This is a genomic window from Tardiphaga sp. 172_B4_N1_3 (assembly GCF_052076035.1).
In the GTDB taxonomy this organism is placed as follows: Bacteria; Pseudomonadota; Alphaproteobacteria; order Rhizobiales; family Xanthobacteraceae; genus Tardiphaga; species Tardiphaga robiniae.
On record NZ_CP197238.1, the window covers coordinates 5,038,744 to 5,056,504 of the forward strand.

Consider the following 17,761-nt stretch of genomic DNA (forward strand, 5'->3'; position numbering starts at 1 on the left):
GGCGCAGCCCGCATCACATGGAATTTGTCAGTGGATTCCGCAACCCGCGCCGATCCTTTGTTCGCTCAGTAGCCGACGGTGAACCGCTTGCGCGCGTGCGCAGGCGTCTCGATCTCGTCGGCCATGGCGATGGCATAATCCTCAAAGGAAATGCTGCTGCCCTTGTCGTTGGCGAGCAGTTGATCGCCGCCAAGCCGGAATGTTCCGGTGCGCTCGCCCGGGATGAACAGGGCCGAGGGCGACAGGAACGTCCAATTGAGCTCCTTGTCGTGGCGCAGGATGTCGAGGAACAGGCCGCCCACCGCGGCCTCGGCCCGGTATTCCGCCGGAAATCCCGGGGTCTCGATCAGCTTCAGGCCGGGAGCGACTTCGAGGCTGCCGGCGCCGCCGACCACCAGATAGCGCGGAACGCCCGCCGCCTTCACGGCCGCGATCAGCTTATGCGGGTCGCTGACGAGGAAATGGATCGCGCTGACGGCGACGTCGTGGCCCTTCAGGGCGGCAGTGAGACCGGCAACATCGTTGGCGTCGGCCCTCAGTGGCGTCACCCCGGCCAGAACAGGGGCTTTCTCCGGCTTGCGGGCGATGGCGGTGACGGTATGACCGCGGCGGGACAGTTCAGCGACAATTTGCGAGCCGGCGCGGCCGGTGGCGCCGATCAGGGCGATTTTCATTTGATATCTCCATGTAGTAACCAATAGAAACTTGCTATTCATTTCGGCAGTAGCTGTGAAGAAGGCACTTTTGCGTTAGCTGGTTACCCCGAGGAGACCGCCGCCATGCAGACCGATATCGAAAGCGCCGCCCAGCGCTGGAAAGCCGGCAACGTCTATGCGAGCAGCTGCCCAACCCGGCTGGTTCTGGACCGGATCGCCGATAAATGGGCAGTTCTGGTGCTGGGCCTGCTCACGGACGGCCCCGTTCGCTTCAACCAGCTGCGGCGGCAGATCGAGGGAATCTCGCAGAAAATGCTGTCGCAGACCCTGAAAAGCCTGGAGCGCGATGGCCTGGTGAGCCGCAAGGCGATCCCCACCGTGCCGGTCACGGTCGAATATGCGATCACTCCGCTCGGACGAACCCTGTCGGATACCGTCGATGCGCTGCGGGTCTGGGCTGAAAACCATATGGGCCAGGTGCTTGAGGCACAGCAGCACTATGATGCCGGCGGAACCCGGAGCGCGGCCGCCTGACCAGGCGATCGCCCTGCAAACCTTGACTTATCGGGCTCCAGCACTGTAAATCCCGCCACTTCTCGAAAAGTTCTCTTTTCGACCCGCCGACCGGTCCTGGAGACCGGAGGTCAACGCCCGACAGCGCGATGCGCCCTCGGGCGCAAAAGTGTTTGGTTATTTGCCATCATGGGGATGGCACGAGCGGAAGCGACAATCGATGTTCGACAGTCTGTCGGAACGGCTTGGCGGAATTCTCGATCGGCTCACCGGGCGCGGTGCGCTGTCGGAGGCTGATGTCGATGCCGCCATGCGCGAAGTCCGCCGGGCGCTGCTCGAGGCCGACGTCTCGCTCGACGTGGTCCGCAGCTTCATTGATCGTGTCCGTGAACAGGCCATCGGCGCCACCGTCGTCAAGTCGGTCACCCCCGGCCAGATGGTCGTCAAGATCGTCCATGACGAGCTGGTCGCCACGCTCGGCGCCGACGGTGAAGGCGGCATCGATCTGCAAGCCGTGCCACCCGTCGCCATCATGATGGTCGGTCTGCAGGGCTCCGGTAAGACCACCACCACTGCAAAACTCGCACGCCGTCTCACCCAGCGCGACAAGCGCAAGGTGCTGATGGCCTCGCTCGACGTCTATCGTCCGGCCGCCATGGAACAGCTCGCGGTGCTCGGCCGCGATCTCGACATTCAGACGCTGCCGATCGTCGAAGGCCAGAAGCCTGCTGAGATCGCCAAGCGCGCGCTGTCCGCTGCGAAGCTCGGCGGCTACGACGTGGTGCTGCTCGACACCGCCGGCCGCACGACGCTCGACGAAGAGATGATGTCGGAAGCGATCGAGATCAAAGCGATCGCCAATCCGCACGAAGTGCTGCTGGTCGCGGACGCGCTGACCGGTCAAGACGCCGTCAATCTCGCACGCTCCTTCAACGAACGCGTCGGCCTCACCGGCATCGCGCTGACGCGTGTCGACGGCGATGGCCGCGGCGGTGCTGCACTCTCGATGCGTGCGGTCACCGGCAAGCCGATCAAACTGATCGGCACCGGTGAAAAGACCGATGCACTGGAAGACTTCCATCCGAGCCGCATCGCCGGCCGCATTCTCGGCATGGGCGACGTGGTCTCGCTGGTCGAGCGCGCCGCCGCGAATATCGACGCCGAGAAAGCTGCGCGCACCGCCGAGCGCATGCGCAAGGGTCAGTTCGATCTCACCGACATGCGTGAGCAACTGATCCAGATGACCAATATGGGCGGTCTCTCCGGCCTGATGGGCATGATGCCCGGCATCGCCAAGATGAAGAACCAGATCGCCTCCGCCGGTCTCGATGACCGCGTAGTGAAGCGCCAGATCGCGGTTATTGATTCAATGACGCGTCAGGAGCGCAAGAATCCCGACATCCTCAAGGCCAGCCGCAAGAAGCGTATCGCTGCTGGCGCCGGCCTCAAGGTCGAGGAAGTCAACAAGGTGCTGAAGATGCACCGGAACATGGCCGACATGATGAAGGCCATGGGCTCAGGCAAGCGCGGCCCGATGGCCGGCATCGCGCAGGCCATGGGCTTCGGCGGCGGTGGCATGCCGTCGCCCGAACAGATGAAGGCGATGGCCGAGAAGATGCCGGGCGGGCTGCCGCAGGGCATGCCGTCATTGCCGAAAGATTTCCCGGGCCTGTCGGGCCTGGGCAAACCGACGCTGCCGGGACTCGGCGGCTTTCCCGGTCTCGGGAAAAAGAAATAACGCGACCCATTCAACTCACATTCAAATCGAACACACTTAGGAGAATCCCATGTCCGTCGTTATCCGCCTCGCTCGTGCAGGCACCAAGAAGCGCCCCGTCTATCACGTCGTCGTCGCCGACTCGCGTTTTCCCCGCGATGGTCGCTTCATCGAGCGTCTCGGTTACTTCAATCCGCTGCTCGCCAAGGACAACGAGCTGCGCCTGAAGCTCGACCTCGACAAGACCAAGGCCTGGATCGCCAAGGGCGCACAGCCGTCGGATCGCGTTGCTCGTTTCCTCGATGCCGCTGGCGTTCAGAAGCGCGAAGCCCGCAACAATCCCGAGAAGGCCGTGCCGCGCAAGGAGCGCAAGGCCAACGCTGAAGCCGCCGCCAAGAAGTAAGGCGGAATGACCTCCGCGCAAATCTGCGTCGCGCGCATCGGCGCGCCGCATGGTGTGCGCGGTCAGGTCCGGCTGTGGACCTTCACCGAAGATCCATTCGCCGTGCTCGACTACGGTCCGCTTGCCACCAAGGACGGCAAGCGGAGTTTCGAGGTCGATGATGTGCGCGAGGCCAAGGGTCATCTGGTCGCGACGCTGAAAGGCGTCGCCACCCGCGAAGACGCCGAGCGCCTCAATGGCGTCGAGCTCTTTGTGGCGCGCGATGCGCTGCCCGACACCGAAGACGATGAATATTACCACGCCGATCTGATCGGCCTCGCTGCGGTCAATGCTGCGGGCGACTCGATCGGCCGTGTCGTCGGTATCCATAATTTCGGTGCCGGCGATATCATCGAGATCGCGCCGCTAGAGGGCGCGACCCTGCTGTTGCCTTTCACCAATGCGGTGGTGCCGACCGTCGATCTTGTGGCTGGACAGGTCGTGATCGAATTGCCGGGTGAGATCATCGGCGACGATCCCACCGCGGCGTAGGGTTTACGCTTTCAACGCCTCCGCTATCGTTGTTGCGAACGGCGTCGTCTTCCGCCCGATCAGCTTACTCAGCGTATGGCTGTCATCGAACAGCGCGCCGTCGGCTGCCGCCGTGTTTGACGTCGCGATCAGATCCGCGAGTTCTTCCGGAAGGCCCGCATTGAGCATGATGGCCTTGAATTTGGCTTCCGGCAGACGAACGTATGGGACTGTTTTGTCGCTCTGCCTTCGGTCGAATATCGGCTGTCGCCGCTGGGACAATCGGCCCTCGGGCCGCTTGCCGGCCTGATCGACTGGGCTGAGCGCAGCTTCGCGGAGATCAAGGCCGCTCGCGCCGCCTTCGATGCCGGTGACACCAGCGAGCAGATGTCGGCGGCCTGACGCGGCGATCGCCGGGGTTTGACGCCTCGCGCCGGACGCGCGATGGAAGGTCATGACTTCCGATCCTTCATCCGCGCCATGGCGCGCGACGGTGCTGACGCTGTTTCCCGAGATGTTTCCGGGCCCGCTCGGCATCAGCCTTGCCGGCAAAGCGCTGGCCTCCGGCCTGTGGGCGCTGGAGGCACGGGATATCCGCGCCTCGGCCACCGACAAGCATCGCAGCGTCGATGATACGCCTGCCGGCGGCGGACCGGGCATGGTGCTGCGGGCTGACGTGCTGGCGGCGGCGATCGATGCGGTGGATACGCAGGACCGTCCCAGGCTGGTGATGAGCCCGCGCGGTCGGCCATTGACCCAGGCGCGGGTGGCGGAATTGGCCGCCGGGCCGGGGCCATTGATCGTCTGCGGCCGCTTCGAGGGCATCGACCAACGCGTCATCGACGCGCGCGGGCTCGAGGAAGTCTCGATCGGGGACTATGTGCTGTCCGGCGGTGAAATCGCCGCCATGACGCTGATTGATGCCTGCGTGCGGCTTCTGCCGGGGGTCATGGGTAAGTTAGCGTCTGGAACCGACGAGAGTTTCTCCGACGGGCTACTGGAATACCCGCAATACACCCGCCCGCAGACCTTCGAGGGCCGCCAGATCCCGGATGTCCTGATTTCCGGCGACCATGCGAAGGTGGCCAAATGGCGGCTGGCCGAGGCGGAGGCGCTTACCCAGGAGCGCCGGCCCGATTTATGGGCGGCTCGCCCGAAAGCCCCGGAATCGAGCAGAAAGCGAAAACCGCCAAAAATCACGACGGGCGAGTGACAGAGACGGGTGACAACGGCTTCGCTTTCCCGTATAGCAGCGCCAAATCCGTGCAATGGCAGGGTAAGAGTTTCGAGCGCAGCCCGCGCAACGTCTGGGCGCGCCGCTGATGGAGATTTTCGATGAACCTGATTCAGACGCTTGAAAAAGAGCAGTTCGACCGCCTTTCCGCCACCAAGTCGATCCCGGAATTCGGTCCCGGCGACACCCTCATCGTCAACGTGAAAGTTGTCGAAGGCGAGCGCTCCCGCGTGCAGGCCTATGAAGGCGTCTGCATCGGCCGCAACGGCGGTGGCATCAATGAGAGCTTCACCGTTCGCAAGATTTCCTACGGCGAGGGTGTCGAGCGCGTGTTCCCGCTGCTCTCCCCGATGATCGACTCGATCAAGGTTGTGCGTCGCGGCAAGGTGCGTCGCGCCAAGTTGTATTACCTGCGCGATCTGCGCGGCAAGTCGGCCCGCATCGTCGAGAAGAAGACCGAGCGTCCGGCCAAGGTCGCTGCTGCGGCTGCTGCCAAGTAATTTTCCGCACCATCGAATGTGCGAGGCGAAAAGCGCGGCGCAAGCCGCGCTTTTTTGTTACGTGAAGACTGCATACCTCCGTCGCATTGGCGTCGTGATCGCTGAGTGCTATATGACTGGAATGTTTCTAGACCTGCACCAGCACGCTTTGCGCATCGTCATCGACGATCATAGTCGGCTGCCCGGTCGCTTCTTCGGTCGCTTCACCACGTCGATCGTGGGCGCGCTTAGAAGCGCGTGAGCAATCTCACGCGTTTCTTTTCCCGTTTCTCAGTTGCGCGCTTTGCGCCGTCGATGCGGCGAATCATTTAGCAGCACGCAACTGGCCCACGTTTTCTTTTGAGGCCTGATCTCATGACTGACTCTGCAAAGCCGACCACCCTGTACGACAAGATCTGGAACGACCATTTGGTCGAGGAAGCCGCTGACGGCACCTGCCTGCTCTATATCGATCGCCATCTGGTGCACGAAGTGACGAGCCCGCAGGCGTTCGAAGGCCTGCGTGCCGCCGGCCGCCGTGTGCATGCGCCAGAGAAGACGCTCGCCGTCGTCGATCACAACGTGCCGACCACCGATCGCACCAAGCCCAATCCCGATCCGGAAAGCACCGAGCAGATCGCGACTTTGGCCGAGAACGTGCGCGAATTCGGCATCGAATATTACAACGAGTTCGACAAGCGTCAGGGCATCGTTCACGTCATCGGCCCCGAGCAGGGCTTTACCCTGCCGGGAACGACGATCGTTTGCGGCGACAGCCACACCTCGACGCACGGCGCATTCGGCGCGCTGGCGCATGGCATTGGCACGTCGGAAGTCGAGCACGTGCTGGCGACGCAGACGCTGATCCAGAAGAAGGCGAAGAACATGCGCGCTACCGTCGACGGCAAATTGCCCGACGGCGTCACCGGCAAGGACATCATCCTGGCCATCATCGGCGAAATCGGTACCGCCGGCGGCACCGGCTATGTGCTGGAATATGCCGGCGAGGCGATCCGCGCTCTGTCGATGGAAGGCCGCATGACGGTCTGCAACATGTCCATCGAGGGCGGCGCCCGGGCCGGCCTGATCGCGCCCGACGAGAAGGCCTATGAATTCCTGAAAGGTCGTCCAATGTCGCCGAAAGGCGAGATGTGGGAACAGGCCGTGCGCTATTGGGAAACACTGCGCTCCGACGAAGGCGCGCATTTCGATCACGAGATCCGTCTCGATGCGGCGAAGCTGCCGCCGATCGTCACCTGGGGCACGTCGCCCGAAGACGTTATCTCGATCTCCGGCAAGGTGCCGAATCCCGCTGACATCGCCGATGAGGCCAAGCGCCTCTCCAAGGAGCGTGCGCTGGCCTATATGGGTTTGACCGCGGGCACCAAGATCACTGATATCAAGCTCGACCGCGTCTTCATCGGTTCCTGCACCAATGGTCGTATCGAGGATCTGCGCGCCGCGGCCAAGGTTGTCGACGGCAAGACCGTCAACGGCCATGTCTCGGCGATGATCGTGCCGGGCTCGGGTCTGGTGAAGGAGCAGGCGGAAGCTGAAGGCCTCGACAAGATCTTCCTGAAGGCCGGTTTCGAATGGCGTGAGCCGGGTTGCTCCATGTGCCTGGCGATGAATCCCGACAAGCTGGCGCCGGAAGAACGCTGCGCTGCCACCTCGAACCGCAACTTCGAGGGCCGTCAGGGCCACAAGGGCCGCACCCATCTGGTGTCGCCGGCGATGGCGGCCGCGGCTGCGATCGCGGGGCACTTCGTCGATATCAGAGAGTGGCATTAATTTAGCTGCACGGGGCGACGCATCCTCGGTAAGATCGACGGCCTGCTGATGCAGGTCGTCTTTCTATGAGCTTCGCAATTTGTCACGCATGCCTCGCGCACCCGTCAAACCGATCGCACTGACCAACACGACGGCCCGCCGCATCTGGCTGCGCGCGCAACGGCTCGATGCGCGGGCGCCGTTCGGTGATGGCGCGGAGGCCGTGAAGGCCGCGGTGCAGCATCTCGGCTATGTGCAGATCGACACCATCAATGTGATCGAGCGCAGTCACCATCACATCCTGTTCTCGCGCATCCCCAACTACAAACGCGCCGATCTCAGGCAGGCGCAGACGCACGACAAGAGCGTGTTCGAATACTGGACCCACGCGCTAGCCTATGTGCCGACCGATGACATCGGCTTCTTCGTGCCGGACATGAAATATTATCGCCGTGAGGGCCACGGCTGGTTCGCGTCCGTGACACCGGCGGACAAGCGCAAGGTGATGCGGCTGGCCAAGGCGGGCCCGCTGTCGATCCGCGATATCGATGACGATGTGCTGCGCCAGAAGGATCACGAATGGGCCAGCCGCAAGCCGTCAAAGCGGGCGCTGCAGCTGGCGTTTTATGAGGGGCATCTCACGATCTCCGAACGGCAGGGCATGCTGAAGACCTACGATCTTCTGCTGCGGCATTTCGGCTGGGAGACGCTGCCGAAAGCCGCGAGTGCTACGGAGAAATACGCCTATCTGCTGAACCGCGCGCTGCGGTCGCAGGGCATCGTCAGTCTGGACTCGATCTGCCACCTGGATGCACCGAGCAAGGCCGGCATACGCAAGCTGATCGAGGCCCGTGTGCGCAAGGGCGAGCTGATGGCCGTCGCGCTCGATGGCGCCGGCAAGCAGGAGCACTGGACGACGCCCGCGGCGATCGAGGACACCAGCCCCGGCGAGGCGGGGCTGGTGCATGTGCTGTCGCCATTCGATCCCCTGGTGATCCAGCGCAAGCGGACCAATTTGTTCTTCGGGCATGACCATCGCTTCGAGGCCTATGTGCCGAAAGAAAAACGCCAGCTCGGCTACTTCGCACTGCCGGTGCTGGTGGATGATCAGATCGTTGCAGCGGTCGATCTCAAGACCGATCGGCAGAAGCGCAAATTGCTGATGCAGCAATGGAGCTGGGTCGGTGAGGGCACCAAGCCGAAAACACCGCGCAAGGAATGGAAGCGCCGCAGCGAGGAAGAGCTCGGGCGGTTCGAGGCGTTTCAGTTGGGGGAGTGAGCGACTAACACTCAGTTGTCATGACCGGGGAAGGCCCGGCCATGACGGAGTGTGTGGAGAGTCGCTTCAGTCAACCCGACCCATCTCACCAATAAATGTTGAAGCGATGGTAATGGCGCCGGTGGTGCCAGTGGCGGTGATGCCAGGGGCGATAACGGCAGATCTTACGTGGGCCGTAATAGGTCCAGACGACGCGGCAGAAGCGTCGCGGCTGGTAGTAGCGCGGGCCGTAATAGTAGCTCGGCGCATAGCCGTAATAATGCGGCCGGAAATGGCGGCGATAGCCGTAATGGCGCGCGCCGTAGTAACGTGCCGGCGCATAATAGGGGCGCCGGGCGATCAATGGCGCGGCGTAGCGATAGCCGCCGCCATGAAATGCGGGGCCACGCCGGAAGCCGCCGCCGACAAAGGCCGGCCCCGGACGGAAACCGCCTCCGCCATGAAAGGCGTGACCGCCGCCACCACCACCGCGGAAACCGCCACCGCCACCGCCGCCGCGTCCACCACGATGCTGGACCTGCGTGAGTAGCGCGTCGCTCGCCTGCTTGGCTGCGGGTGCCGCGCCGGGATTGATCAGCGAGACTGCCCGTGCCGATGGCGTCAGCGATATCATCATCGCTGCGGCGGCAGCCATGCCGAGTGAGCGCGTCATGAATTGTCTGATCGCAAAACCTCGTTCGGCATTCAAGACAGGTTGTCGATTCTGAACATCTCTCATCGGAAACATCCTCCCTCGATTGGCGCATGGGACATCGATCGCACAAACCTGACGGCACAGGTTCTCGCTTGCGCCAGCGGTGCGTTTGCGCTTGGTCGTGTCATGTGACTTGTCGCGCCTTGACCGAAAATTAAGGATGTCGATCTGAACGCGTCATGAATGACGCAGGCGGAAGCCGCGCGGCGCGCACAAAAAGACAGGCGCCGCAAAGGGCGCCTGTCGACGTCGTTTAATAATGTCGGAAATTACCAGCGGCCGAAGCTGAAGCCGACGCTGAGAGGGCCTCCGCCGAAGCCGACGCCCGGGCCGTAACCATAGGCGCCGTAGGGACGATAGCCGCCGTAATAGCCGTAGGGCCGGTAGCCGTATCCGCCGTAGTAAGCAGGGCGATAGGCATAGGGGCGTCCGTAATAGGCGGGGCCGTAATAGGAGCGGTACGGGCGATAGCCGTATCCGTAGCCATAGCGCGGGCCGTAATAGCCGCGATATCCGTAGTGCCGGTGGCCGAAGTGATGATGGCGGTGGTGAAAGTGACGATGGCGCCGCTGCGCGCTGAAGTCCGTGGCCTTTGCCTTATTGTCTGCCGCAGCATTTTGAGGCGTCTGTGCGTCAGCCATTGCGGGGGCGCTGGTCAATGCGCCACCAAGTGAAAGTGTTGCAGCCAGCATGGCTGCGCCTACCCAGTTCTTCATGATTTTTCCTTGCCTCGATCGCTTTCCATCGATCGTCTTTCGTCGCCTTCACCCCATAACGCATATAGCTGCAATGATTTCCCGCGACAGACCGACGCGGTCAACATCTCGTCAAAGAAAACAGGCGCGCTTGCGCACGCCTGTTTGGACTTTTAGAGAGAGTCTTAGTAGCGCCAGCCGTGACGACGCACGTGATGCGGCCGGTGCCAGCCGTGATGGCGGCGGATGTGATGCGGACGATGCCAACCGTGGTGACGCCGCATGCCGTGATGCCCGCGATAGCCGCGATTGTGGTGATGACGATACTGCACCTCAGTCGTCAGCTTCTCACCGCCTTGTACGGACGATGCGATGCCCGGGCTGTTCAGCGAGACTGCATTTGCCTGCTGCGTCGGCGCTGCGACGAACAGCAATCCTGCGATGGCGGCAAGGCCGAAAAATTGCTTTACGTTCACGTGTTCTCTCCTGGGTCTGCTGCATTCAGGTCGAGATGCAGCCTCACGAATGGATCATCGCCCATGCTGATGACGCTAGGGTTCGAGAGGTGAATGCGATGTGAATGGTGCGTGAGCGATATGACGCGGTGGCGGACTGTCGCAGCCGCGGAACGAATGCGCGTCATCGCGCCAATGTGAAGCACGGTTGTAAAACCAAATCGCTGCACGACGCGTATCTCGATCATGCAATGATGGAGGCCGTCATGATGCGTTTGATCTCGACGATTGGTGTCACGCTCGCATTCGTCTCCACGGGCCTGGATCTGTGGATCGAACAGGCGCAGGCGTCGCAAGGCCCGGGCGTGATACCCGGCACCGCAGGCGCAGCAACACAACTCGCCATGGCGATTATCGTCTATGGCGGTTCGGCGATGGTGATTGCAGCGGGTCTGATCGGTGCCGCGCGGCAGCGCCGCTAGATTAGCCGCGGCGCCAGTAGCAGTTCATGCGCGGCACGATCACGGTGCCGCTCGGGCGATATTCCTGCACCAGATTGGCGGTGCAATCGCGCACGGCATTCGGGCCGGGATTGTAGCTGGGATAGACACCGCGTTCGTCCGGTGTGCGATAGATGCGAACGCGCGGACGGGCACGGCGAGGTTGAACGCTGTCGTCGGATTGGGCGACCTGCGTGGCCGTCTGTGCCTGTGCGACGCCAACCATCGGCAACGCGCCGAGCGCAACCGCCAATCCCAGTGCCGCCATCATGATCCGCATTGTCACGCCCCAAACTGCCATAAGCATGATCCCGAAAAGTGGATGCCGGTTTTCACCGACAAACGGGTTCGTTTGTCGAGAGATCATGCTTCAAAAGAATGCCGCAAAGTCTCCGATTGACGCCCGCCCGTCAACCGCCGGGACGGCCCTGTGCCGGCGCATTGCCATGTCATGGGAATTGGCTAGACAGGGAAACATGTGGCACCAGGCAAAAGCTCCCGATCTCGCGGAAATGGAAGACATGGCCCATGCCATGCTCGCCCTCCTGCCGGAGGATTTCCGCAAGCTCTGCGCGGGCGTGATCATCCGGGTCGACGATTTCCCGACGGATGAGGTGCTGGAGGAGATGCAGGCCGAGACCGAATTCGATCTGCTCGGCCTGTTCCAGGGTGTCGGCCTGCCGTTCCAGAGCCAGGACAATACCGGGCAGTTGCCCAACATGATCTGGCTATATCGCCGGCCGATCCTGGATTACTGGGCCGAACATGACGAAACCCTCGGCCATATCGTCCGCCACGTGCTGATCCACGAGATCGGCCACCATTTCGGGCTCTCGGACGCCGATATGGAGGCCATCGAGGCTGGCGTCGCCGATTAGTCCTGCATAAATCACCCTTGGACGGGCCGCCCGATCGGGCTAGAACGGCCGCTCAATCCGAGGATACGTTCATGGACAAGTTCACCACGCTGGAAGGCGTCGCGGCACCGCTGAAGATCATCAATGTCGATACCGACATGATCATCCCGAAGCAGTATCTGAAGACCATCAAACGTACCGGTCTCGGCAAGGGCCTGTTCTCGGAAGCGCGCTACCTCGATGACGGCAGCGAGAACCCGGATTTCGTGCTCAACAAGCCGGCCTATCGCAACGCCAAGATCATGGTGGCCGGCGATAATTTCGGCTGCGGCTCGTCGCGCGAACACGCGCCCTGGGCGCTGCTGGATTTCGGCATCCGCTGCGTGATTTCGACCTCGTTCGGCGACATCTTCTACAACAATTGCTTCAAGAACGGCGTGCTGCCGATCCGCGTCTCGCAGAAGGATCTCGACGCGTTGTTCGACGATGCCGAGCGCGGCGCCAATGCGACGATCACCATCGACCTGCCGAACCAGGAAATCCGTGGCCCTGATGGCGGCACGGTGAAATTCGAGATCGATCCGTTCCGCAAGCACTGCCTGCTCAACGGTCTCGACGATATCGGCCTGACGATGGAGAAGAAGGCCTCCATCGACAGCTACGAAGAGAAGCTCAAGACCGCACGCGCCTGGGCCTGATCTCACTTCGGAAGGTGACGCGTGATTCCTGACGTCGTCACCTTTTGGGAGGGCCCGCTCGATGCGCTGCGCAGGCTGTGCCTGAGATCGCAGGTCGAGGCCGGCCACCGCGTCACGCTCTACAGTTTTGCACCGATCACCGATCTGCCGGATGGTGTGAGCAATGCCGATGCGGAAGCCGTGTTGCCGCGGGCTTTCGCCGAACGGCTGCGCCCGTCAGCTCCCAATGGCGCGTGGGTTGGCTGGACCCCACTGCAGTTCAGCGATTTCTTTCGCATCCGGCTGATGGCCGAAGGTCTCGGCCTCTGGCTCGATGCGGATGTGCTGCTGCTGAAGCCCATCGAGATCGATTCCGCAAAACCCTATTTCGCCTGGGAGAAGCGACGTCAGCTCGGCAATTCGGTGCTGTATCTGCCGCCCGACGATCCGATCGTCGCGGCGTTCGAGGCGCTGATCAAGCAGGACGAGTTGACGCCAGACTGGATGTCATTGCGCCATCGCCTCGCTTTCGCATGGCGCAAATGGCGCGATAGGTCGAAGCGCGCCAGTGATGTCCGCGTCGCGATCTTTGGCCCGGCATCGTTGACGGCGCTTGCGAAGCGCCATGGCTCCCAGCATCACGCGCTGCCGCGGAAGTCGTATTATGCGATTCACGCGGAGCCGACGCTGTTCTTCGAGCCGTCGAATTTTAAGGGGCTGATTGGCGATCCCGGGATATTGGGCTTTCACATCTCGCCGAAGGGGCGCGGCAAAGACGCGCCGATGCCAGGAAGTTTTTACGCGTGGGCGACGGAGCGGGTTGGCGCACGTTAGTATCAGCCTTTGAATCTACAAATTTCGCGCAACGGCCCGCGGTATCCCTCCCCCTTGCGGGGAGGGTCGGCCGAACCTGACGATGCGAAGCATCGTTCAGGTGGAGGCCGGGGTGGGGGTGCCACCCTCCCCGCAAGGGGGAGGGTGAAGAAAGCGCGTCGTTGCTGACTGGTACTAGTTCCCCATCGCCGCGATCGCGTCCGAAATCGCGATCGTGCGCTTGGCCATGTCCGCATGCAGGCGCTCGACCATCTTCCCGTCGAGCTGGATCGCACCGCGCTTGGCGTTTTCCGGCTGTTCGAAGGCGGCGATGATGCGGCGGGCCTGGGCGACTTCGTCGTCCGGCGGCGTGAAGACCTTGTTGCAGGCCTCGATCTGGCTCGGATGGATCAGCGTCTTGCCGTCGAAGCCGATGTCGCGGCCCTGTTCGGCTTCGGCGATGAAACCCTCGGTATCGCTGAAATTGCTGTAGGGACCATCGAGAATTTCGAGACCATGCAACCGCGTCGCCAGCACGCAATGTGTGATCATCGGCAGCATTGCCGCGCGACCGGGCATCATGCGGATGCGGGTCTCGCGGGCGATGTCGTTGGGGCCGAACACGAAGCCGGCCAGGCGATTTTCGGAATCGCGCGAGGCGGCCGCGAGTTCTTCCGCATGCAGGATGGCGCGCGAGGTCTCGATCATGGCCCAGACCTTGATCGACATGTCGGCGCCAATGTCACTCAGGCGATCAGCAACGGCTGAGAGATCCTCGACGCTGGAAATCTTCGGCACCAGGATGCCATCGGGCTTGGCCTTGCCGGCCATGGTCACGTCGTCGATCCACCACGGCGAATCCAGCGCATTGATGCGGATGATGACCTCGCGCTTGCCGAAGCCGCCGGCGGCCAACGTCTGCGCGGTGGCGTCGCGCGCGGTTCCCTTGGCGTCCGGCGCCACAGCGTCTTCAAGGTCCAGGATGATGCCGTCAGCGGCCACGCTCCGGGCCTTCTCCAGCGCGCGCGGGTTCGAGCCGGGCATGAACAAATGGCTGCGGCGCGGACGGATCATGGCGTCATTTCCCTGTAACTATGGCCTGTTCGTTATTCAGGCATCCGCGATAACATTTCAGCCCGCCGCCCGGAAGGCTTGTTCGCGCTGGCGTCCTATGGTTATCCGTGGGGACCGTATGTTTGAGCGTGATCTCTCGACAAACGACCCCGTTTGTCGGCGAAAACCGGTATCCACTTTTCGGGATCATGCTCCGAACGAGGCAGACTATGACATCATTTCCGAAGCAACTGATCGCCGGCTACCAGACCTTTACGTCGGAGCGATTGCCGACCGAGCAGTCGCGCTTCCGCGAATTATCGGAAAAGGGCCAATCGCCGGAAGTCATGGTGATCGGCTGTTGCGACTCGCGCGTATCGCCAGAGGTCATCTTCGACGCCAGCCCGGGCGAGCTGTTTGTGGTGCGAAACATCGCCAACCTCGTGCCGGTCTATCAGCCCGACGGCGGTGCCCACGGCGTCTCGGCGGCACTGGAATATGCGGTGCAGGTGCTGAAGGTGAAACACATCGTGATCCTCGGTCACGCGCAATGCGGTGGCATCCGCGCTTTCGTCGACAACGCGGCGCCGCTGTCGCCGGGTGACTTCATCGGCCGCTGGATGTCGATGTTCATCAAGCCCGACGAGAAGGTCGAGATTCGCGAGCACGAGGCGTTTCAGGATTTCGTCACCCGTATCGAGAAGGCCGCCGTGTTCCGCAGTCTGGAAAACCTGATGACGTTCCCGTTCGTGAGCAGCAAGGTCGAGAGCGGCGAGCTGGAATTGCACGGCGCTTACTTCGGTGTCGCTGTCGGCTCGCTGTCCGTGCTCGATCAGGCCGCGAAAGAGTTTCGGCCGGTGGCGTAAAACAAAAAAGCCGGATGCTCAGCATCCGGCTTTTGATTGTTGGAGATCGAAGGTCCGCTTACGCGGCCTTCTTCTTCGCCGTGATCAGCTTGCGGTTGATCAGGCATTCCGCGATCTGCACGGCGTTGAGCGCGGCGCCCTTGCGGAGGTTGTCCGACACGCACCACAGAACGAGACCGTTATCGACCGTCGAATCCGTGCGGATGCGGCTGATATAGGTGGCGTCTTCGCCGGCGGCCTCATAGGGCGTGACGTAGCCACCCGGCTCGCGCTTGTCGATCACGAGGCAGCCTGGCGCATTGCGCAGGATATCGCGGGCTTCATCTTCCGAGATCGGGTTCTCGAATTCGATGTTGACCGCTTCCGAGTGGCCAACGAACACCGGCACGCGCACGCAGGTCGCGGACATTTTGATTTTGGGATCAAGAATCTTCTTGGTCTCCATCATCATCTTCCACTCTTCCTTGGTGTAGCCGTCCTCCATGAACACGTCGATCTGCGGGATGACGTTGAAGGCGATACGCTTCGGGAATTTGTTATTGACCAGCTCAGAGTTGGTGTAGACGGCCTTGGTCTGCGAGAACAACTCGTCCATCGCATCCTTGCCGGCGCCCGACACCGACTGATAGGTCGACACGACGACGCGCTTGATGGTCGCCCTGTCGTGCAGCGGCTTCAGCGCCACCACGAGCTGCGCAGTCGAGCAGTTCGGGTTCGCGATGATGTTCTTCTTGGTGAAGCCATCAACGGCCGAGGCATTCACTTCCGGCACGATCAACGGCACGTCCGGGTCCATGCGCCAGGTCGACGAGTTGTCGATCACGACCGCACCGGCTGCGCCGATCTTCGGCGACCATTCCTTGGACACGGCTCCGCCGGCCGACATCAGGCAGATGTCGACATCGCTGAAGTCATAGGTCGCAAGGTCTTTGCATTTCAGGGTTCTGTCGCCGAAGGAAACCTCAACGCCCATGCTGCGGCGCGACGCGAGCGCCACGACCTCGTCAGCGGGGAATTTACGTTCATCCAGAATGCTGAGCATTTCACGCCCGACATTGCCGGTCGCTCCGACCAGCGCGACTTTGTAACCCATCGTTCACTCTCCGAAGAAAAATGCTTCACCCCCACATACCGTGGAAAGGGAAGAGCCGCGCTTCTATGCGAGAAACGTCGCAAAGACAACGTCCTAAGCGTGTTTGCGTGGTTTGATGCGTTCAATTTTGGTTTCGCACCACCCAAAGTCGGCAGGTGTCCATCCAGCCCTGCAGAGCTTTGCCGACGAGTGCGGTGCCATCGCCGTGCGTCTGCTCGCCTATATGGGGGCGCTGGCACTGGTTGTCATGGCCGCGGTTACGGTTTTCGACGGACTGGAATTCGACCTCAGCAGCGAACCAGCCGCCAAGGCTGGCTGGAGTGTCGCCAGCCGCTCCTATCCCGCTTTTGCCGTCAGTCAGTTCGATTCGTCAGGTAAAACAGCGTCTTACGAGATCATGAGGCATCCCGACGGGGGGCGGAAGGACATCCTGCGCTGGACGTCGCCCGGAGAACCTCCGGTGGCCGAGCTGGAATTGTATCGTCCTGGTGCCGAGGCTGAGCGGGCAGGTCCGCCGGCAGCGGACATTGCGGGCCGCATGGACCCCGGCGGCGTTCGCGAGGTGGTGGGCGAGGGCATTATCGACAGCAAGTTCGGGCCGGTCGCCCTCATGGGCTTTGCCGACCGGCTGAAAGACAACAAGCGCTGCCTCGGCTTCATGAAGACGCTGGAGGTGGCCAATCTCAGGATTTCCGGCTGGTCGTGCCAAGGCGAAGGCCTGCCGGCGCGACGGGCGGCAATCGCCTGCACCCTGAACCGGCTGGTGCTGCTCACCGCCGGCAATGAACCCCGGCTGCAGGAGGCCTTTGCCCAGGCAGATTTGAAGCGGGCCGACTGCATCAGCGGTGCGGCACTGTCGACCATTTCAGCCGATTGGGTCACCGGCGCCCAGAATCCGCTGCTGCGGGGCAGTCTGTGACCTCTTCGTGATGGGCAGGACCAAGGCCTTGGATTACATGCAACATTCGGCCACACCGCGCATTATATCGACGACTGTGGCCGGATAGACCTTGTGGCCGGATACCTCGGCCAGCTAAATTGACCGCAAATCGGATTTGCCGACTCGGCTTTTGAATGCCGATCTTCTGACTGCAATGAGGACCTGATGACCTTGAAATTCCCCGCCGCGAAAACTCTCGCCATGTTGTTCGCGACGGTTGCCGTCATCGCGACCGCTGTTGCTGTCTCGCCGGCCGATGCCGCCACCAAGAAGAAGGTTCGTGTTTCTGACCGTGACGCTGTTTATGGCGCGCGCGGCCCGAACGTGTCCTATCAGCAGGGCCGCACCCGCGTTTACGTGACGCGTCGCTCTTGGCTCGATGCCGGCGTCGAAGTGCTCCCGGGTGACCGCAAGTTCACTGACTATGCCTATCCGCCCGGTTACTCCTTCGCCCGCGACAACAACAACCGTCCGCTGGACCGCCAGCCGCTCAACTCGCAGTGGGATCTCGGCGGTTATCCCGAGCGCTTCCCGCTCTACTGAGCGCGGCGACATCC

At 62.2% G+C, this 17,761-nt stretch carries 23 protein-coding genes; 15 read left to right on the plus strand and 8 right to left on the minus strand.

The genetic code is table 11. The annotated features are described in order from the left end of the window. Positions 1-65: 65 nt before the first annotated feature. Entirely contained in the window at positions 66-674 is a 609-nt protein-coding gene (locus AB7783_RS23885; RefSeq protein ID WP_441278955.1) for an NAD(P)-dependent oxidoreductase, read from the minus strand. A gap of 105 nt (positions 675-779) precedes the next feature. On the opposite strand from AB7783_RS23885, the gene AB7783_RS23890 reads away from it, so the two are divergent. The 4 genes from AB7783_RS23890 (at position 780) to rimM (ending at position 3,820) form a co-directional block, all read left to right on the plus strand. Continuing rightward, the gene (locus AB7783_RS23890; RefSeq protein ID WP_089266461.1) at positions 780-1,190 is read left to right on the plus strand and encodes a winged helix-turn-helix transcriptional regulator; all 411 of its coding nucleotides are present in this window, start codon (positions 780-782) and stop codon (positions 1,188-1,190) included. A 199-nt stretch (positions 1,191-1,389) separates the two neighbouring features. Then, positions 1,390-2,907, plus strand: a complete 1,518-nt coding sequence (gene ffh / locus AB7783_RS23895; RefSeq protein ID WP_439065497.1) for a signal recognition particle protein — start codon at positions 1,390-1,392, stop codon at positions 2,905-2,907. A 49-nt stretch (positions 2,908-2,956) separates the two neighbouring features. Next, a complete protein-coding gene (rpsP, locus tag AB7783_RS23900; protein WP_089266465.1) occupies positions 2,957-3,289 on the plus strand; it encodes a 30S ribosomal protein S16 in 333 nt (110 codons plus the stop codon). Positions 3,290-3,295: 6 nt separating this feature from the next. Further along, positions 3,296-3,820, plus strand: a complete 525-nt coding sequence (rimM, locus tag AB7783_RS23905; protein ID WP_441278956.1) for a ribosome maturation factor RimM — start codon at positions 3,296-3,298, stop codon at positions 3,818-3,820. Positions 3,821-3,823: 3 nt separating this feature from the next. Here the strand turns inward: rimM and AB7783_RS23910 are convergent, their stop codons facing one another. Then, the gene (locus tag AB7783_RS23910) at positions 3,824-4,255 is read right to left on the minus strand and encodes a hypothetical protein (protein ID WP_441278957.1); all 432 of its coding nucleotides are present in this window, start codon (positions 4,253-4,255) and stop codon (positions 3,824-3,826) included. On the opposite strand from AB7783_RS23910, the gene trmD reads away from it, so the two are divergent. The 4 genes from trmD to AB7783_RS23930 all read left to right on the plus strand — a co-directional run bounded on the left by trmD (position 4,254) and on the right by AB7783_RS23930 (position 8,561). Next, positions 4,254-5,012 (plus strand): tRNA (guanosine(37)-N1)-methyltransferase TrmD, encoded by a 759-nt coding sequence (gene trmD, locus AB7783_RS23915; RefSeq protein WP_441278958.1) that lies wholly within the window; start codon positions 4,254-4,256, stop codon positions 5,010-5,012. The genes AB7783_RS23910 and trmD overlap by 2 nt on opposite strands. A 122-nt stretch (positions 5,013-5,134) precedes the next feature. Further along, positions 5,135-5,533: a 50S ribosomal protein L19 gene (rplS, locus tag AB7783_RS23920; protein ID WP_441228331.1), complete on the plus strand. Its 399-nt coding sequence runs from the start codon at positions 5,135-5,137 to the stop codon at positions 5,531-5,533. A 354-nt stretch (positions 5,534-5,887) separates the two neighbouring features. Beyond that, positions 5,888-7,303 carry a 3-isopropylmalate dehydratase large subunit gene (gene leuC, locus AB7783_RS23925; protein WP_093757912.1) on the plus strand — a complete coding sequence of 472 codons (1,416 nt, stop codon included), beginning with the start codon at positions 5,888-5,890 and terminating at the stop codon, positions 7,301-7,303. An 88-nt stretch (positions 7,304-7,391) separates the two neighbouring features. Continuing rightward, positions 7,392-8,561: a winged helix-turn-helix domain-containing protein gene (locus AB7783_RS23930; protein ID WP_441278959.1), complete on the plus strand. Its 1,170-nt coding sequence runs from the start codon at positions 7,392-7,394 to the stop codon at positions 8,559-8,561. A gap of 85 nt (positions 8,562-8,646) precedes the next feature. Here the strand turns inward: AB7783_RS23930 and AB7783_RS23935 are convergent, their stop codons facing one another. The 3 genes from AB7783_RS23935 to AB7783_RS23945 form a co-directional block, all read right to left on the minus strand. Then, positions 8,647-9,213 carry a hypothetical protein gene (locus AB7783_RS23935; protein WP_441278960.1) on the minus strand — a complete coding sequence of 189 codons (567 nt, stop codon included), beginning with the start codon at positions 9,211-9,213 and terminating at the stop codon, positions 8,647-8,649. 311 nt (positions 9,214-9,524) lie between these two features. After that, positions 9,525-9,971: a hypothetical protein gene (locus AB7783_RS23940; RefSeq protein ID WP_441278961.1), complete on the minus strand. Its 447-nt coding sequence runs from the start codon at positions 9,969-9,971 to the stop codon at positions 9,525-9,527. A 164-nt stretch (positions 9,972-10,135) separates the two neighbouring features. Further along, positions 10,136-10,426, minus strand: coding sequence for a hypothetical protein (locus tag AB7783_RS23945; protein WP_441278962.1), 291 nt, complete (start codon positions 10,424-10,426; stop codon positions 10,136-10,138). Positions 10,427-10,671: 245 nt separating this feature from the next. Between AB7783_RS23945 and AB7783_RS23950 the strand changes: the two genes are divergently transcribed. After that, a complete protein-coding gene (locus tag AB7783_RS23950; RefSeq protein ID WP_139285806.1) occupies positions 10,672-10,887 on the plus strand; it encodes a hypothetical protein in 216 nt (71 codons plus the stop codon). 1 nt (position 10,888) lies between these two features. Here AB7783_RS23950 and AB7783_RS23955 read toward each other — a convergent pair whose 3' ends face one another. Next, on the minus strand, positions 10,889-11,176 hold the full coding sequence (locus tag AB7783_RS23955) for a hypothetical protein (protein WP_439088556.1): 288 nt from the start codon (positions 11,174-11,176) through the stop codon (positions 10,889-10,891). A 205-nt stretch (positions 11,177-11,381) separates the two neighbouring features. Between AB7783_RS23955 and AB7783_RS23960 the strand changes: the two genes are divergently transcribed. The 3 genes from AB7783_RS23960 (at position 11,382) to AB7783_RS23970 (ending at position 13,273) form a co-directional block, all read left to right on the plus strand. Continuing rightward, positions 11,382-11,783, plus strand: coding sequence for a metallopeptidase family protein (locus AB7783_RS23960; RefSeq protein ID WP_089266478.1), 402 nt, complete (start codon positions 11,382-11,384; stop codon positions 11,781-11,783). A gap of 71 nt (positions 11,784-11,854) precedes the next feature. Beyond that, entirely contained in the window at positions 11,855-12,460 is a 606-nt protein-coding gene (leuD, locus tag AB7783_RS23965; protein ID WP_089266479.1) for a 3-isopropylmalate dehydratase small subunit, read from the plus strand. Positions 12,461-12,481: 21 nt separating this feature from the next. Further along, positions 12,482-13,273 carry a hypothetical protein gene (locus AB7783_RS23970; RefSeq protein ID WP_441278963.1) on the plus strand — a complete coding sequence of 264 codons (792 nt, stop codon included), beginning with the start codon at positions 12,482-12,484 and terminating at the stop codon, positions 13,271-13,273. 174 nt (positions 13,274-13,447) lie between these two features. Here AB7783_RS23970 and AB7783_RS23975 read toward each other — a convergent pair whose 3' ends face one another. After that, entirely contained in the window at positions 13,448-14,326 is an 879-nt protein-coding gene (locus AB7783_RS23975; RefSeq protein ID WP_441278964.1) for an HpcH/HpaI aldolase/citrate lyase family protein, read from the minus strand. A 209-nt stretch (positions 14,327-14,535) separates the two neighbouring features. Here AB7783_RS23975 and AB7783_RS23980 point away from each other — a divergent pair, with 209 nt between their 5' ends. Beyond that, positions 14,536-15,171 (plus strand): carbonic anhydrase, encoded by a 636-nt coding sequence (locus AB7783_RS23980; RefSeq protein ID WP_068737916.1) that lies wholly within the window; start codon positions 14,536-14,538, stop codon positions 15,169-15,171. Positions 15,172-15,229: 58 nt separating this feature from the next. Here the strand turns inward: AB7783_RS23980 and AB7783_RS23985 are convergent, their stop codons facing one another. Beyond that, positions 15,230-16,264 carry an aspartate-semialdehyde dehydrogenase gene (locus AB7783_RS23985; RefSeq protein WP_441278965.1) on the minus strand — a complete coding sequence of 345 codons (1,035 nt, stop codon included), beginning with the start codon at positions 16,262-16,264 and terminating at the stop codon, positions 15,230-15,232. 205 nt (positions 16,265-16,469) lie between these two features. Between AB7783_RS23985 and AB7783_RS23990 the strand changes: the two genes are divergently transcribed. Together AB7783_RS23990 and AB7783_RS23995 are read left to right on the plus strand one after the other, a co-directional pair. Further along, positions 16,470-17,183, plus strand: coding sequence for a hypothetical protein (locus AB7783_RS23990; protein ID WP_441278966.1), 714 nt, complete (start codon positions 16,470-16,472; stop codon positions 17,181-17,183). A gap of 186 nt (positions 17,184-17,369) precedes the next feature. Continuing rightward, positions 17,370-17,747, plus strand: coding sequence for a hypothetical protein (locus AB7783_RS23995; RefSeq protein WP_089266485.1), 378 nt, complete (start codon positions 17,370-17,372; stop codon positions 17,745-17,747). The last annotated feature ends 14 nt before the right edge of the window (positions 17,748-17,761 follow it).